The sequence below is a fragment of the Vicinamibacteria bacterium genome, assembly GCA_035570235.1.
In the GTDB taxonomy this organism is placed as follows: Bacteria; Acidobacteriota; Vicinamibacteria; order Fen-336; family Fen-336; genus DATMML01.
Window position 1 is genome coordinate 19,455 of the sequence record DATMML010000007.1, and the last position, 15,228, is coordinate 34,682.

Genomic DNA, 15,228 nt, shown 5'->3' on the forward strand with positions numbered 1-15,228 from the left:
CGCCGGCCGTCCCCTCCCTGATCGTGACGGGCGGCCCGGCCGATGGGTCGGTCTTCCCCCTCAGCAAGGGCACCGGAATCCTCGTCGGCTCCGGCCGCCTGGCCCAGCTGCGGCTGGACGCGCCCGAGGTCGGCGCCGCCCATGCGCGCGTCGACTGGGACGACAGCGGCATCTCGATCACGGACAACGGGAGCAGCACCGGAACCTTCGTCAACGGCGAACAGGTCGAGACCGCCATGCTCTTGGACGGGGATCGGGTCTCGTTCGTGCCCGCGGACGCCAAGAACCGAGCGCAGGTGCCCCGGCTGTTGGTCCGAATCCCCCCCGGGAGCGTCCTCGTGGCGCCGCCGCCCCCCTCCCCCGTGGCGCCTTCCGCGGCCCCCACCCGCCCCCCCTCCCGCGAGCGGGCCACCGCTCCCCCGTCCTCCTTCGACCCCGTCCACGGTCCAGCGCGCGCGGACGAGGTCCCCGCCCGCGCCGTTCCCCCCCCTGCCCGAGACACCCTCCCGCCCAAGCGCTGGGGGCCCGAGCGGGTCGATCTGACACCGATGCTGGCGCGCCTGAACCTGGCCGGGCTGAGCCTGAACCCGGTCGTCATTGGGGTGGCGGTCGGTGCTCTGGCCGTGGGGCTGGGCCTGGTCCTCCTGGCCTCCCGCCTGCTCTTCGGGGCGCCGGTGCTGTCGGGCACCCAGCCCGGGCTGGTGGAGGCCGGTCAGGCCCTCACCATCTCCGGCAAGCGATTCGATCCCGACCCCTCCCGGGACACGGTCTGGTTCGGCGACCAGACCGCGCCCGCCACCTCGGCCACCGACTCCACGGTGACGGTGGTGGTACCCCTCGTGCCCGCGGTGGGTTCGGTACTGATTGCGGTGGAGACCCCGCACGGCCGCTCGGACCCCCTCTCCGTGCGGGTCCGCACGCCGCTGCAGGTGACCTCCTTCGAGCCCGAAGCGGCCCTGCCGGGGGAGGAGGTCACCGCCCGCGGTCAGGGCTTTGCGGAGGGTCCCGCCCTGGTGAACGTCGCGGGCAAGAGCGCCCAGGTGCTGGAGGCGGCTCCAGCCCGGTTGCGCTTCAAGGTGCCGGACATCCCGGTGGAGCCGGGCGTGCCCGCCCCTGTCATCGTCCGCGTCGGTAACGCCACCGCCCGGCCGGTGGACCTCCTCTTGGGCCACCTTCCTTATGTCCTCGAGGTCTCCCCGCTGCGGGGGGGAGTGGGCGACCTCGTGACCCTGAAAGGCCGCGGCTTTGCCCCCGACCCTGCGGCCAACGCCGTGACCATCGGGGGAGTGGCGGCCCTCGTGGTCACGGCCTCGCCGCACGAGCTGCGGGTGGTGGCGCCCGCGGCCGGCGGCTCCCAAGCGCAGGCCGAGGCCCCAGTCGTGGTGGGGATGGGGGGGCGGGTGTCCACCAACCGCGCCGTCTTCACCGTCCAGCGTTCCCCGGGCGCATTCGTCCTCCGCTTCTTCGCGACCGCGGTGGGGGCGGAGGGCGGTCGGGGGCGGGCTTTCGTGGCCACCGAGGTCGGCCCCTTGCTGCTCCTTGCTTCCGCAGACGACGCCCCCTCGGTGCCGGAGCGGGCCCTGCGCGTGTCCGCGGCCCTCACCGAGGTGGCCGATGCGCTCCGGGCGGGCCGGCCGGCCGCCCTGGAGGCGAGGGACCAGCCGGTCCCCGGGGTGGGCGTGGTGGGAGGGCAAGGTTTCCTGGTGAGGGCCACCGCGGAGGACGCGGCCGCCTATTCCGCCCCCCCTGGCCTGGGGACGAAAACCGCAGTCCCCAGCCTCCGGGTTCTGGCGAGCTTCTGGGCCGCCCTCCTCAACGACTACCTCACGCTCTTCGTCCTGAACGAGCGGCCCATGCGCCTCCTGGCGGGGTCGCCCCGCGGCGGCGCGCTCTCCGACTTGGGGGTCGCCCTGGGTTGGCGGCCGGGTGTCAGCGTGCCCAGCGAGCGCGTGCTGACCCTGTCCCCCGACCTGGCCCGTCGCCTCCGCGAGTTGGCCCTCCTCGTTCCCCCGGAGGGACAGACGGTGGAGGCGGCGGCGGTGGAGGGGACCTGGGAGGGGGAGATGACGGAGGAGTCGGGCAGCAAGAGCATCATCGTCCGGTTTCGCCTGGAGGGGTCGCAGGTGATGGGCTCCCTCACCACAAGGACGGGGGGGGTGGCCATGGACGTGCCCCTGAAGGAAATTTCCTTCCAGAAGGGCATGCTGCGCTTCCGGCTGCCCTCGGGGACTTCCCCCCGCACGTTCGTGGGGCGGCTGGAGGGGAGCTCCTTGAGTGGAACCCTGCACGCCTCGGCCACGGGGCCGGCCCTGGGCCGTTTCGTGCTGAAGTACGCGCCCTAGCGCCCGAGGGCCAGGCGGTCCGCGAGCGGGCGAGGGAGCCCCGCCCTCAAGATCCGCTCCTGGGCCTGCTCCACCCGGTAGGGGATGCGGTGGATGGTCACCGCCTGCGAGTCGCTGTCGTACATCGCGAAGGAGGCGAGCGGGTTCCCGTCCCGCGGCTGGCCGATGGAGCCGGGGTTGATGAGGTAGCGGGCGCCCGGCCGCAGCCGGAAACGGAAGGACGGGGCCACGGTCAGGACGGTGGTGATGGCATCGGGGGAGAGGCCGAAGATCACCGGGAAGTGCGAATGGCCGAAGAAGCAGACGGGGAAGTTGGTCTGGCGGAACACGTTCAGGGCCTCGATCTCGCCGAAGATATAGGCATCTTCGTCGATGGGCGTGCCGTGGGAGACGGCAAAGGCTCCGTCCACCACCATCGGCCCCTCGGGTAGGGAGCGGAGCCACTTCAGGTTGGAGGGGGTCAGCTTCCCCCGCGTCCACATCGCGGCCTGGAGGGCCACCCGGTTGAAGAGCTCGCCGTCCTCGATGCCGGAACAGACCTTGTCGTGGTTGCCGCGGATGGCCACCAGCGGCCGGAGGGCCCGCACCATGTCGACGGTCTGGTTGGGGTTGGCCCCGTAGCCCACGAGGTCGCCCAGGAAGACCACCTTGTCCCAGGGCTTGCGACGCACGAAGGCCAGGACCGCAGACAGGGCTTCCCGGTTGGCGTGGATGTCGGAGAGGATCAGATACCTCATCGATCCGTCGTCCTCTGGCTTCCCGGCTTCCCCTCCCGAAAGACGGCTTGCCGAATCCGGTCCGCCACTTCGTCGGGAGTCCCCCCGTCGGCCGCCACTGTGACGTTGGCCAGTTGGTAGGAGGGTTCCCGCTGGGCCAGCAAGGCCTGCATTATGGCACGATTTCCCGCCCGGGGACGGCCGGGGTCCCCCTGGACCCGGGCCAGGATCGTCTCCAGGTCGCAGCGCAGCCAGACCGTGACCGCTCCCGCCCGCAGCAGGGCCCGCGTCTCCGGCTCCGCGAAGGCCCCCCCTCCGGCCGCGATCACGTGCCGTCGCAGGGCCGCCCCCTCCCGGGCCACCCGGCGTTCCTGGTCCCGGAACCAGGCCTCCCCCCTCTCGCGAAAGATCTCCGCCACCTTGAGGCCGGTGTCGCCTTCTATCCGCTGGTCGGTGTCGAGGAACCCCCAGCCCAGGATCCGGGCCAGGCGCTCGCCCACCGTGGTCTTGCCCGCCCCCATGAAGCCCACGAGCACGATCCGGGCAGGCTCGTCAACCACGACGGCCCTCCTCCAGGAGATCGAAGAAGTCGGGGAAGGACACCGACGCGCACTCCGCGTTCTCGATCTCGGTCTCGCCCTCTGCGGCAAGGGCGGCCACGGAGAGGGCCATGGCGATCCGGTGGTCGTCGTGGGCGCTGACCGTGGACCCCCGCAGCGGGCCCCCCCCCTGGATGACGAGGCCGTCCGGGCGCTCCTCCACCCGGGCCCCCATCCGGGCGAGCCCCTCCGCCAGGGCCGCGATCCGGTCGCTCTCCTTCACCCGCAGCTCGGCCGCGCCGGATACGGCGAAGGTGCCCTCCGCATGCGCCGCCGCCACGGCCAGGGCCGGCACCTCGTCGATCAGCCCGGGCACGGCCTCGGGGGGGACCACGGTTCCGTGGAGTCGGGAAGACGCGGCCACGATCCAGCCCACGGGCTCTGGCTCCGCCTCGGTGAGGCCGGTATCGATGCGGGCCCCCATGGCCTTGAGCACGTCGAGGAACCCGGTGCGGCCGGGATTCAGGGAGATGCCCTCAATCCGCACCTCCGAGCGGGGCCGGATCAGCGCGGCCACGATCAGGAAGGCCGCGCTCGACACGTCCCCGGGGACGGTCAGGGTGGCTGCTCGCAAGCGCGTTCCGCCTACGACCGAGACGGCCAGCCCCGAGCGTTCGACCCCCGCCCCGAAGGCAGGAAGCAGCCGCTCGGTGTGGTCGCGGGAGGGCATGGGCTCGATCACGGTCGTGGTCCCGTGGGCCTGGAGGCCCGCCAGCAGGACCGCGGTCTTGACTTGGGCGCTCGGCACGGGCAGCTCCCACCGGATCCCCGTGAGGGGCCCGCCCTCGATGGTAAGGGGGGGCCGGCCATCGGTGCTGGCCGCGCCCGCCCCCATGGCCCGGAGGGGAGCGGCTACCCGCTCCACGGGCCGCCGCCGCAGGGAGGCGTCGCCCGTGAGGACGGAGCGGAAGGGTCGCCCGGCCAGGGCTCCCGCGAGCATGCGCAGGGTGGAGCCGGAGTTGCCGGCGTCGAGCGGAGCGGCGGGGGAGCGCCAGGCCTCGGGGCCGCGGCCGCGGAGAGTGACCGCGTCGCCTTGCTGAGAGACCTCCAGGCCCAGCTCGGCCAGGCAGCTTAGCGTCGCCGCACAGTCGGCCGCGCTCGAGAAGTTCTCGATGCGGGTCTCTCCCTCGGCCAGGGCTCCGAGGATGGCGGCGCGGTGCGAGATGGACTTATCGCCTCGGAGGCGGAAGTGGCCGCGGAAAGTAGGGGTGGTGGTGATGCGCACGCCCGGAGGGCGCATCGTAGCACGGAAGCCGGGGGACGCTTTCCGCAAGTATCGGCAGGGCCGCATCTTGACCGGTCCGCCCGCGCATGCTAGCTTGACGCAAACTCGCCGTCCGCCGGTAACTTTGGAATCAAGAGAGCGGGCCGCCCTCTAGATGATGAAGACGCCCGACGCCCGGACGGTCAAGCTCGACATCGCCAGCCGTTTCGAGATGTTGGATGTGGTCCAGACGGTCCTCTCCCACCTCGCGGGCCTCCTCGGCTTCGGCGAGGAGGCGTCGCATTACATGAGCGTGGCCGTTCGCGAGTCGGTGGTGAACGCGATCAAGCACGGCAACGGGCAGGACGCGTCGAAGCGGGTCGAGGTGGAGTTCGTGCTGCACCCCCGGGCCCTGGAGGTCCAGATCCACGACTTCGGGAAAGGCTTCGATCCCAGCGCCGTTCCCGACCCCCTGGCCGAGGAGAACTTGCTCAAGGCCGGGGGCCGTGGCATTTTCTTTATGCGGTCCTTTATGGACGAGGTGTCCTACTCCTTCCCCTCCAAGGGCGGGACCATGGTCAAGATGGTCAAGCGGCTCTGAGTCCATGCAGCCCCCGCCCCGCCTGCCCCCCATCCTCCGCAGCAAGTTCATCGCCGGACTCGTCATCCTGATCCCGATCATCATCACCGGCAAGGCTCTGTGGTGGCTCTTTTCCTACCTGGACGACCTGGCCCAGCCCCTTGCCGTGGCCCTCCTCGGGCGCCCGAACCCCGGAGTCGGCTTTGTCATCACCGTGGCCGTGGTCTTCCTGACCGGCTTCCTCTTCTCCTCCGGTCCCCTGCGCCGCCTTCTGGACGGTATCGATGAGCTGCTGGACATCGTGCCCGTGGTGGGAGCGGTTTACGGCACCACCAAGAAGGTCCTGACCGGCTTCGGGGGCCCCCAGCCAATGGCGGGCTTCCGGCGCTTTGTGCTTGCGCGCCTGCCCGGCCGAACCGCCCCCGGCTTCCTGACCGGCAGCTTCACCCTGAAGCGGACGGACGGCTCCCTCCAGTCCCTGTGCACCGTCTACCTCCCCACCAACCACCTGTATGTGGGGGACGTGGTGGTGGTGCCGGCTCAAGACGTCATCGAGACCGACCTGTCCCTGGAGGACGGCGTGAGCCTGATCCTCTCCGTGGGGGCCTCGGTGCCCGCCATAGTGGGGCAGCGATGAGGCCCGGGCACCCGGGCCTGGATCAGGGTTTCAGGACTTCCTCGAAGTAGGCCAGGGCCCGCGGGTCGTTGGACTGGCCCAGCCAGAACATCGCCTGTCGGCGTACGGCGGGGTTGCGATTCGAGCGGGCGGTCTCGATGAGGAGCGGAACCCCCCGGTCCCGCGGGAGCCGGCTCAAGGCGAAAACCGCCTTCTTCTTCACGTCCGTCTCCGGATCCTCCGCGAGCGCCCGCGTGATCCCGGCCACCGCCCGCTCCCCGGCCCGGTGGGCCAGCCAGAAGAGAGCCTGGCCGCGGACGCTCGTGCTCGGGGCGCTCCGGGCCAGGTTCAGGAGGACGTCCACTGCCTGGGCGTCGGCGTGGAAGGCGATGGCGGCGAGTGCCGGCCCGGCCAGGTGGGCGTCTTCTCCCGGAAGCGACGCGAGGAGCCCGACGCTCTCGACGGGCTTCACATCGGTCAGCCAGACGAGGGGCTGCCCGCACAGGTCGAGGCCGCAGTCTTCGTCGGACATGCGGAGGCGGTGGATCCGGCCCCCGTCGATCCAGAAGAAAACGCGAAGCCGAGCCGGCGCTTCCCGGATCTCGGGCGCCGGGCTCTCCCCCTGACAGGGGGAGGCGTCCGGGCCTCCCTCGCGGGGGCAGCCCATCCTCTCGTCCTCCCCGTCCTCCCGGAAGCCGCAGCAGCATCGGCGCTGCCGGCCGGTGGCCGGGAACGCGTAGCCGATCCAGGCCGTTGGGAGCGGGCCCGAGAGCAGGCCTCGAAAAACGCCTTCCAGCCCGGCCGCCGCCGATCGCGTCTCGAGGCGGGCGTTCCGGATCCCCGGGGGCAGGTTCGCCTGGGGAGCGTTGGGGACACCCAGTGTCTCCAGGGCGACGAGCAGGGTGAAGCCGAGTCGCATGCTCAGGCTCCCCTATTTATTGAGGATCTCGAGGAGGTAGTTCGTCGCCTCCGGGGAGTCCATGTGAGAAAGGAGCGAGACGACTTCCTTTTTCATCGCGGAGTCTGTTTCGGCCTTGGCGATCTCGACCAGGCTCTTGGCGTTGCCCTGGACGAACAGTGATCGCAGGACGTGCCGGCGCACCTCCGGGTCCTTGTCGCTGGCGTAGAGCGAGGCGAGGAACTCGCCGGTCTTCTCCCCCCCCATGATGCCCAGGCCCCGGATGGCCTCCCGCCGCAGCCCCGGGTCCTTTTCCGAGCGGGCGACCTCCATCAGTCTGTCGCGGCCGCCCCCCACCGAGAAGGCGTGCAGGATTTCCTTCTTCACCTCCGGCGCTCCGTCTGTGCGGTACATCTCCCAGAGCTCGGCTTGAGCTCCCATGACCCCCAGCTGGCGGATGGCTTCCCGGCGCAGCTCCGGGCTGGCCTCCGACCGGGCCGCGGAGAGAAGCCGTCCCTTCTCCCCCGCCACCATGAAGCCGCGGAGGATGGTCCTCTTTATGTGGGTGTCGGGGGTGGAGGCGTAGATCTCCGACAGCACCTGGCGGCTCTCCGCGCCTCCGAAGAGGCCGAGGAACTGGATCGCCTTGCGCTGCAGCTCGAGGTTCGACTGGCCGCGGGCGATGCGAACGACGACCTCCCGGGCCTTGGGAGAACCGGTCTGGCAGAGGACGAAGAGAGCCCGCTCGCGGAGCCGGGGGGAGGGGTTGCCGGCCAGGAGCTTCTCCAGCATGGGCACCGCGCGCTCGGCGTCGGTGGCGAGGAGAGAGTTCAGGGCCATGAGCTTCAGGTCCTCGTCCGGCTGGCTTTCGGGCCGGGGAGCCTGGCCGGCCCCCTGCTGCACCTCCAACTCCAGAGCCTGGGCCTCCTTTAGCCAGCGGCTCTGCGGGTAGGCCTTCCGGAGGGCCTCCAGGGCGGCGAGGGCGGGGGGCCTCTGGCCGCTCTTGTTGAGGGCGTAGGCCTTCCAGTAGAGGGCGGCGTCGGCCCGCCGGCCCCCGGCGCTCGCCACTCGGTCGAAGGACTCGACGGCCCGGTCCCACTGGCCCTCGTCCAGGGCCCCCGTGCCCTGCTCGTACAGCTGCTCCTCGCGGTCGAGCTTCTCCTGCTCCCGATCCGCTTTTTCCGCCCGGGAGGTCTCATCCGCGGGGCCGGCGGCCACGGCGGGCGCGGCCAGGATGGCGCTTGTGGAGGCGGGCGTGTGGGGGAGCGCCGCCGCAGGCCCTCCCGCAGCCAGGAGCAGCGCCAGGAGCAGCATCGGCCAGATCCAATTCTCTATCGAACCCATCTCACACCTCATCCCTACGAGTCGACATCCAAGCCGGGGGGGCGATGCTCCGGTGCCCGGTTCTCACCCCCCACGCGCGCGCCGATCACCTGCATCTTGAACAGCGTCCCCTGGCGCTCGAGCCGCTGCCGGAAGGCCTCGGCTTCGGAGGGGGAGAGCGTGGCCGGACCATCGGCGACCTCGATCAGAATCCGCTCCAAGTCGTCGAGGACGCTGGCCATGCCCACATCGCCCGCGCGACGGGCGCTCTGGCGGTAGAGACGGCTGGCGGCGACGAGCTCCCCGACCGAGCGCTGCTCGCCGGAGACGTCCACCGGCGCCTTGGGGTCGGCATTGACCAGCTCCAGCAGGACCATTCGCGACCGCTCCAGGTGGTCGCCCACCGCGAGGAGGAGGATCCGCTCGCGCGCCGGCCCCGGAAGGGGGAGCGTGGGCCCTCCGCGCGGGGTCAGGCTCCGCCCAAGGAGGAAGGCGGCCACCAGGGAAGCGGCCATGGCGAGGGGGACAGCGTACCGACGGAAGAGCGGGGCCCGCGGGGAGGGCTTCTTGGCCAGCAGCGGCCGCAGCCGCTCCCAGACCCGGGCTCCGTAATCGGCCCCCACGTCCGGAACGGGCTCACCCACGACGGTCCGCAGCGTCGCTCCCCAGGCGGCGAAGCGGCGGCCACAGTCTGCGCAGGAGGCCAAGTGGGCCTCGATCGCCGACTGATCCGCGCCTTCACCGTAAGAATGGAGGATCAGGTCCTCCTCGGTCGGATGGATGCCGCTCATGGCGCCGCTCCCGCGGCAGGGGCGAGGACGACACGGAGCTTTCGCACCGCCCGAAGAATGCTTTGTTTGGTGGCGCTCTCCTCGAGGTCCAGGGTGCGGCCGATCTCCAGGATCGACATGCCCTCGAAGTGTCGCAGGACGAAGGCCGCACGCTCGCGGGTGCTCATTCGGCTCATGGCCGCGTTCACCCGGCGCCGCACCTCCGCGCTCATGGCCAGGCGGTCGGGCGAGGGATCGGGGGCGGGCACTGGGAGATCGATCCCCTCCCCGTCAGGGCCCGAGGGTACCGGCTCTTCTTCTCGCTCGCGACGGCGGCGGGCGCGCAGCACGTCGTAGGCGCAGTTGGCGGCGATGCGGTAGAGCCAGCTCCCGAAGTTTGCCCGTGCCTCGAACTGGTGGAGGCGCTGGTAGGCCCGCAGGAAGCTCTCCTGAACCACGTCCTCGGCATCGGGCTCGTTCCCCGTCATTCGATAAGCCAGGCGATAGAGCGTTCGGCTGTGGCGCTCCACGAGGGTGCGGAAGCCCTCTTGATCGCCGGCTCGCACCCGGGCCACCGCCTCGTCGTCTTCGCCCATCCGTTACGTTAGACGCTGGGGATTTTGACCGGTTAGGGAGGAGACGGGACAACGCCCAACCGCCGAAGTCCCGCTCGGCCAAGGGGTTGCCGCCACTATCGGAGTTCGACGCGCAGGAGCACGTTGCCCCGCACGCCCTCGGCCAAGAGATGGGTGGCCAGGGAGGGGATCCCCTCGAGTTGCCGCCGCTCGGCCGGTCCCGCCAGCACCAGGACCGGCCCCCCGGCGGCGGCCTCCATCACCTCCTTAAGCCCGCCCACTTCCCGTACCTTGCCGTCGTTATAGAAGTACCCCGCCATCCAGGCCGTGCGCCAGGCGCCCCAGGCCAGAACCTCCCGGCCCATCGCGGGGAGGAGGAGTTTGCGACCGGACTCCTGCCGCGCAAGAACGGGCGGGGCGGCCAGGGCCAAGAGCAGGAGCAGGCCCGCGCCCCCCACCCGCAGGAGGCGAAGGGCCCCGACCGGGTCACGGCCAAGGCGACGCGCGGCGCCGAAGGAGACGATCAGGGCCCACAGTCCGCAAGGGAGGGCCAGCGCCCAGTCGGGGTCCCGGATCCTCAAAAGCCACGCGGGCGTGGCCGCGAAGAGGGCGCCGAGAAGGACCCCCAGCATGCCTGCCGCCCGCGGCGTCCCCCAGGAGCGGTCGGCGGCTGTACTGCCCTCCAGCCACTGGGCCGCTGCCCGGCCCATGAGCAGGGCCAGCGGGCAAAGGCAGGGCAGGATGTAACCGGGGAGCTTGGCGCCCGCGAGGGAGAAGAAGACCAAGGGCAACAGGAGCCAAAGGAGGAGAAAGAGGTCGGCCTTCGATCGCCGGGGGTGCAGGCCCGCGAGGCCGGGGAGGACAAGGCCTGACCAGGGGAAAAGACCCGCCACAACCACCGGGATGTAGTAGAGGAGGGGCCCGGGGTGATGGTGAACCGTGGAGGTGAACCGCTCGAGGTTCTGGTTCAGTAGGAACACCTCGAGGAAGCTCCGACCCTGGGCGAGTGTTACGAGCACGTACCAAGGCGCGGCTACGAGAAGGAAGATCGCGACCGCCACGGGCGAGAGCACCTCTCGCCAGAGGCTCCGATCGCGCGCGGCCAGGAGATAGCCGGCGACGACAAGTCCGGGTAGGAGCACTCCGAGCGGACCCTTAGCCAGAGTGGCCAAGCCCATGAACGCGAAGGCGGTGGGGATGGCAAGCCTTCCCGCGATCCCGAGCACGCGCAGGCCAGCAAGCCCGGTGGCCACCGTCACCGTAGCCGCGAGCAGCATGTCCATGGCCGCGGCCCGCGAGTATGCGAAGGGCAGGAGAGAAGTAGCGAGGACGAAGCCCGCGCAGAGACCGGCCCTGCTTCCGTAGAGCCGCGCGCCAAAGAGCGCGGTCGCGCACGTGAAGAGGAGGCCGCTCGCCACCGAGGGCAGCCGGGCCGCCGTCTCCGTCTCGCCAAAGAGCGAGAAGGCCGCTCCCGCCAACCAATAGTAGAGGGCTGGCTTCTCGAGCCAGGGTCGGCCCTGGAGCGTCGGCGTGACGTGGTCTCCCGAGCGGTGCATCTCGACGGCCACACGCGCGTAGCGGGGCTCATCCGGGCCCAGGAGGGGCACCGCGCCCAGACGGAAGAGGAGGAGGGCCGCGCTCAAGGCCAAGAGCACCGCCATCGCACGGGGCGACAGGGCGCCCACGGCGGGCTGCAGAGGGTTTGGAGGCATGCCCGCGCCATCCTACAATCGGCTCTCCAGGGGGAGCAAACGTGAGCTGGCAGTATCTGGCGGTGGCGACGGAAGCGGTCTTGCGGGCAGGCGCGATCCAGAAGGAGAGCTACGGCCGGGATATCCGCATCGACTACAAGGGCGAGATCGATCTCGTGACGGAGGTGGACCGGGCGTGCGAAACGGCGATCCTCGACACCTTGCGGTCGCGCTTCCCCGACCATGACTTCGTGACCGAGGAGACCCTCCTCGCCCGCAGCGGTTCCCGCTACCTCTGGTTCACCGACCCCCTCGACGGCACCACCAACTTCGCCCACGGCTATCCCTTCTTCTGCTCCTCGGTGGCCCTGACCGTAGACGGGCGGGTGGTCGCGGGTGCGGTCTACGACCCGCTGAGGGAAGAGCTGTTTACGGCGGAACGCGGCGCCGGTGCCCACCTGAACGGGCGGCGCCTGCGCGTCTCCCACTCCTCGGACCTGCTGCGCAGCCTGCTCATAACCGGGTTCCCCTACGACCTACGCGAGGACCTCACGGGCAAGCTGCGGCTCTTCAATCGCTTCATGGGCGAGGCCCGCGCCATCCGCCGCGATGGCGCAGCTGCCCTTGATCTCTCCTACGTGGCCGCGGGCCGCGCGGACGGCTTCTGGGAGGAGCGCCTGCAGCCCTGGGACATGATGGCGGGGGTGGTCTTGATCGAGGAGGCGGGAGGACGCGTCTCGCGCTTCGATGGATCGCCCCTGGGGCTCGGGCCCGACGAGGTCCTGGCCACCAACGGCGCCCTCCACCAAGTCATGCTCGACGTACTCCGCGAGGAGAGTACGGAGAGGGCTTCGCTGGTGTAGCCCAATTGGCAGAGGCAGCCGACTTAAAATCGGCACAGTCTGGGTTCGAATCCCAGCACCAGCACCAACTTCAATTGGTTACAGCTAGCCCCGAGAGCCTCTAAAGAGGCCCTCAGACGTCTCGGGATCGCACCGGGATAGCAAGCACCCGCTTGTGACTGGATGTTCTGTTCCAGGATGTTTTGCGACGTGCCAGGGTGTTCCAGATCGCTGAGCCCGGACTCTCTGCCTTCGCTTGGTCCGAGGAGGATGTGCACTCCAAGCGGCGGCGCACCGCCTTGATCATTCGCAGCTCCTCTCCACAAGGAGAGAGTTGACACGTCTCCCACTCTGGGCACTATCGCCGGTCCAAGTGACTAGGATGTTGGTGCAGCGCAACTCTGAAGCCAATTGGGTCCTGGGCGCAAACGCCGAGAGTTGGACCCAGCGGGCAACTCTGGAGCCGAAGGTCATAGGTCCAAGCCCTATCGGGCGTACCAAATCTCACAACACCTTACAAAGGTACCCCTATGGAAAGGGCGTGCGTGGTACCGTTGTGGTACCAGTCGTGCAAGCTCTGCCCTAGATCTCACGACCAGCAACGCCAGCCCGCTTGAGCTTGATTACGTGCCGCAACGGGGACTCACCGAACATGCGCAAGTATTCTCGGCTGAACTGTGAGGCGCTAGTGTACCCGACCCGGAAAGACGATTGCTCGGCAGTCTCGCCATGATCGACCATCAGACGTTGTGCTTCCAGCAGGCGAAGTCGTTTCTGATATTGGATCGGGCTTAGGGAGGTCACGGCCTTGAAGTGTTTGAAGAATGCAGAGCGACTCATGCGGGCCGCCTTCGCCAACGCCGCAACATCCACATCATCGCCAAGGTCGGATCTGATCTCAAAGACGGCTCGAGAGATCCTGTGCGTTACGGTCCCTGAACGAGCGAACTGTCGGATGGCGGGGCCTTCGGGCCCCTTCAACAGGTGGTAGAGGAGTTCCTTCACCACTAGCGGCCCCAGTGCTTGCGCATCCTCGCTCTGTAAGAGCGTCGCCAAGCGGACGGCCGCGTCCAGCATCTCCGCGCTCGCGGTTCCGCGAAAGAACCCTCGTGCTGGTGTGGCGAAGTCTTGCCGTGCGACAGCCTCGAAGAGAGCCGCCGCTTCGTTCAGGAGGCGCGGTTCAAGATCGATCAGGATCGCGAGAAAAGGACTGTCGGGGGCAGCAGCCGCGATTCTGCTGATCACGGGCAAATGGATCGGGGCGGCCGTGAACTGGCCAGCATCGGCAACAAACGTATCAGAGCCCACCACGACTTCTTTGCATCCCTGGGCGACGATCGCCAAGCACGCTCGCCACTGCCTCTTGGTCGGCCGGTCTCTCTTGGAATACCGGATACAATGGACGCCCGGACTCGGAGCGTGGTGGAGCCCATCAACGGCCGCGAAGCGATGAAGCAGCCGCGCGAGGTCGGAGCAGCGCTGCCTGTTCTCCTGATCCATGTCTCTTGGCCATCTCGAGACGAGGGAATTTCGGCGTAGCGGCGGGCCGTCGGGAGACCGCTCAGGTCATGGCCGAGACGCAGCGAGGCGATCCGCCGCCGCAGCATTGTATTGCTGAAAGAACGCCTCGTATGCAGCCTGCCCGCGCTCGGCCGCGAAACGATGGGGGTGCACCCTCTTGACCAGCACCTCGGCGACGGAAGGAGCGCCCTTCAGGATCGCCAGCGCTTCGTCGACGAACTCCTGCAGCGGCATAGCATTAGGGTCGGTCGCTTGAGCGGGGCCGCCGAGTTCCGTTTGAACGTACGGGGGCACGATCTCGATCACCCGCACGGAAGTGTCCCTGACTTGAAAGCGCAGGCTCTGCGAATAGGAGTGCAGGGCGGCCTTCGTAGCGCTATAGGTGGGATAGAGGGCTGCAGGCACGAACGCGAGTCCCGACGTGATGATGAGGACGGCGGCCGTGGGCTGCTTCAGAAGGTGCGGCAGAAGCGCCTCTGTCAACCGCATCGGGCCTAGTAGGTTCGTTGCCACAGTTTCGTCTCGGACCTGGGCGTTACCGCCCCCCACCAAGTCCTCGCGCTGGCAGAAGGCGGCATTGTGGACGACCACATTGGTGCTCGGGTACTGTTCGCCGACGGCGCTTGCGAGCGACCGGATGCTCTCGGCATCGGATACATCAGCCTTGATGATCTGAAGTCCCCTGTCCTGGGCCGCCTGAAGCTTGTCGAGCGAGCGCGCGGCGATGATCACTTCGTTATCGCGCTCGACCAAAGCTTCTGCGAGCGTCAGCCCGATGCCGGAGCCGCCGCCGGTGATGAGAAACGTGTTCCGCGTCAGCTTCATACTCGTCTCCTTTCAGTGTCACACCGTGAAGTACGTGGCGCGGTCGATGTCGGCAATCAGTCCCGGCTGATGCGTGCGCCATCCCAAGAGCTCTTGCGTCATGGTGCTGGAGGCGGGAACGTCCATGGCGGCAAAGTGAGCGAACCAGCCAAAGTGGGCTGCAGCCTCATCAGGGCGCGTGCTCACGACTGGTACCTCCAGGCGCCGCCCGATGACTTCGGCGATTCGCCGGAACGGCACACCCTCCTCGGCGACGCCGTGGTAGTAGGTGCGGGGGGCGCCCTTTTCCAATACAAGGCGGAACAGGTGGGCCGCATCCAACCGATGCACCGCCGGCCAGCGGTTGCTCCCTTCGCCGATGTACGCGGAAGCGCCCTTTTCGCGCGCCGTCTTGCTCAAGATGGGGACGAAGCCGTGGTCGCCATCGCCGTGGACCGACGGCGGCAGGCGAACGACGGACACGCGAACCCCGCGATCCGCAACGGAACGCGCTGCTTCTTCAGAAGCGACGCGCGGCATGTTGTTCGACGCCGAGGGCGTGCTCTCTTCTGTGGCGAGCCGCCCCTGCGGGAGTAGGCCGACGCCGGACGTGATGACGAGCGGTCTCTGCGAGCCAACCAGGGCCGCGCCCAACGCTTCGATGGCATGGCGATCGATCTCGCAGCTCGCCGCGAACCGTGAGAAGTCATGGACGAACCCGAGGTGGATGACACCGTCGGCCGCAGC

The 15,228-nt window shown here is 69.2% G+C and carries 15 protein-coding genes and 1 tRNA gene; 5 read left to right on the forward strand and 11 right to left on the reverse strand.

Annotated features, from left to right (window positions below; translation table 11 throughout):
• The first annotated feature begins 23 nt into the window (after nucleotides 1-23).
• Nucleotides 24-2,342 (forward strand): IPT/TIG domain-containing protein, encoded by a 2,319-nt coding sequence (locus tag VN461_00890; GenBank protein ID HXB53312.1) that lies wholly within the window; start codon nucleotides 24-26, stop codon nucleotides 2,340-2,342.
• On the opposite strand, the gene VN461_00895 is transcribed toward VN461_00890, so the two are convergent.
• Genes VN461_00895 through aroA form a run of 3 tightly spaced genes read right to left on the reverse strand, consistent with a single transcriptional unit; the run spans nucleotide 2,339 to nucleotide 4,882 of the window.
• Nucleotides 2,339-3,079 carry a metallophosphoesterase family protein gene (locus VN461_00895; protein HXB53313.1) on the reverse strand — a complete coding sequence of 247 codons (741 nt, stop codon included), beginning with the start codon at nucleotides 3,077-3,079 and terminating at the stop codon, nucleotides 2,339-2,341. The two genes, VN461_00890 and VN461_00895, sit on opposite strands and share 4 nt — an antisense overlap.
• Entirely contained in the window at nucleotides 3,076-3,618 is a 543-nt protein-coding gene (locus tag VN461_00900) for a shikimate kinase (protein HXB53314.1), read from the reverse strand. Before VN461_00900 ends, VN461_00895 begins: the two co-directional genes overlap by 4 nt.
• Nucleotides 3,611-4,882: a 3-phosphoshikimate 1-carboxyvinyltransferase gene (gene aroA / locus VN461_00905; protein HXB53315.1), complete on the reverse strand. Its 1,272-nt coding sequence runs from the start codon at nucleotides 4,880-4,882 to the stop codon at nucleotides 3,611-3,613. The genes VN461_00900 and aroA overlap by 8 nt, the downstream gene beginning before the upstream one ends.
• A 154-nt stretch (nucleotides 4,883-5,036) precedes the next feature.
• On the opposite strand from aroA, the gene VN461_00910 reads away from it, so the two are divergent.
• Both VN461_00910 and VN461_00915 read left to right on the forward strand, forming a co-directional pair.
• Nucleotides 5,037-5,462 (forward strand): ATP-binding protein, encoded by a 426-nt coding sequence (locus tag VN461_00910; protein ID HXB53316.1) that lies wholly within the window; start codon nucleotides 5,037-5,039, stop codon nucleotides 5,460-5,462.
• A 4-nt stretch (nucleotides 5,463-5,466) separates the two neighbouring features.
• Nucleotides 5,467-6,078: a DUF502 domain-containing protein gene (locus tag VN461_00915; GenBank protein HXB53317.1), complete on the forward strand. Its 612-nt coding sequence runs from the start codon at nucleotides 5,467-5,469 to the stop codon at nucleotides 6,076-6,078.
• Between the two features lie 22 nt (nucleotides 6,079-6,100).
• On the opposite strand, the gene VN461_00920 is transcribed toward VN461_00915, so the two are convergent.
• The 5 genes from VN461_00920 to VN461_00940 form a co-directional block, all read right to left on the reverse strand.
• Entirely contained in the window at nucleotides 6,101-6,976 is an 876-nt protein-coding gene (locus VN461_00920; protein HXB53318.1) for a HEAT repeat domain-containing protein, read from the reverse strand.
• Nucleotides 6,977-6,988: 12 nt separating this feature from the next.
• On the reverse strand, nucleotides 6,989-8,299 hold the full coding sequence (locus VN461_00925) for a HEAT repeat domain-containing protein (protein HXB53319.1): 1,311 nt from the start codon (nucleotides 8,297-8,299) through the stop codon (nucleotides 6,989-6,991).
• 14 nt (nucleotides 8,300-8,313) lie between these two features.
• Entirely contained in the window at nucleotides 8,314-9,069 is a 756-nt protein-coding gene (locus VN461_00930; protein HXB53320.1) for a hypothetical protein, read from the reverse strand.
• The gene (locus tag VN461_00935; protein HXB53321.1) at nucleotides 9,066-9,644 is read right to left on the reverse strand and encodes a sigma-70 family RNA polymerase sigma factor; all 579 of its coding nucleotides are present in this window, start codon (nucleotides 9,642-9,644) and stop codon (nucleotides 9,066-9,068) included. Before VN461_00935 ends, VN461_00930 begins: the two co-directional genes overlap by 4 nt.
• 95 nt (nucleotides 9,645-9,739) lie before the next feature.
• The gene (locus VN461_00940) at nucleotides 9,740-11,335 is read right to left on the reverse strand and encodes a glycosyltransferase family 39 protein (GenBank protein HXB53322.1); all 1,596 of its coding nucleotides are present in this window, start codon (nucleotides 11,333-11,335) and stop codon (nucleotides 9,740-9,742) included.
• Between the two features lie 41 nt (nucleotides 11,336-11,376).
• Between VN461_00940 and VN461_00945 the strand changes: the two genes are divergently transcribed.
• On the forward strand, nucleotides 11,377-12,177 hold the full coding sequence (locus VN461_00945; GenBank protein ID HXB53323.1) for an inositol monophosphatase family protein: 801 nt from the start codon (nucleotides 11,377-11,379) through the stop codon (nucleotides 12,175-12,177).
• Nucleotides 12,168-12,244 (forward strand) — tRNA-Leu (locus VN461_00950). The genes VN461_00945 and VN461_00950 overlap by 10 nt, the downstream gene beginning before the upstream one ends.
• Nucleotides 12,245-12,738: 494 nt before the next feature.
• Here the strand turns inward: VN461_00950 and VN461_00955 are convergent.
• The 3 genes from VN461_00955 to VN461_00965 form a co-directional block, all read right to left on the reverse strand.
• Complete coding sequence (locus VN461_00955; protein ID HXB53324.1) at nucleotides 12,739-13,656, reverse strand: AraC family transcriptional regulator; 918 nt, start codon at nucleotides 13,654-13,656, stop codon at nucleotides 12,739-12,741.
• 66 nt (nucleotides 13,657-13,722) lie between these two features.
• Nucleotides 13,723-14,502: an SDR family NAD(P)-dependent oxidoreductase gene (locus VN461_00960; GenBank protein HXB53325.1), complete on the reverse strand. Its 780-nt coding sequence runs from the start codon at nucleotides 14,500-14,502 to the stop codon at nucleotides 13,723-13,725.
• Nucleotides 14,503-14,520: 18 nt separating this feature from the next.
• Nucleotides 14,521-15,228, reverse strand: a 708-nt coding sequence (locus VN461_00965; GenBank protein ID HXB53326.1) for an SDR family oxidoreductase, incomplete at its 5' end; no start/stop codon positions are given.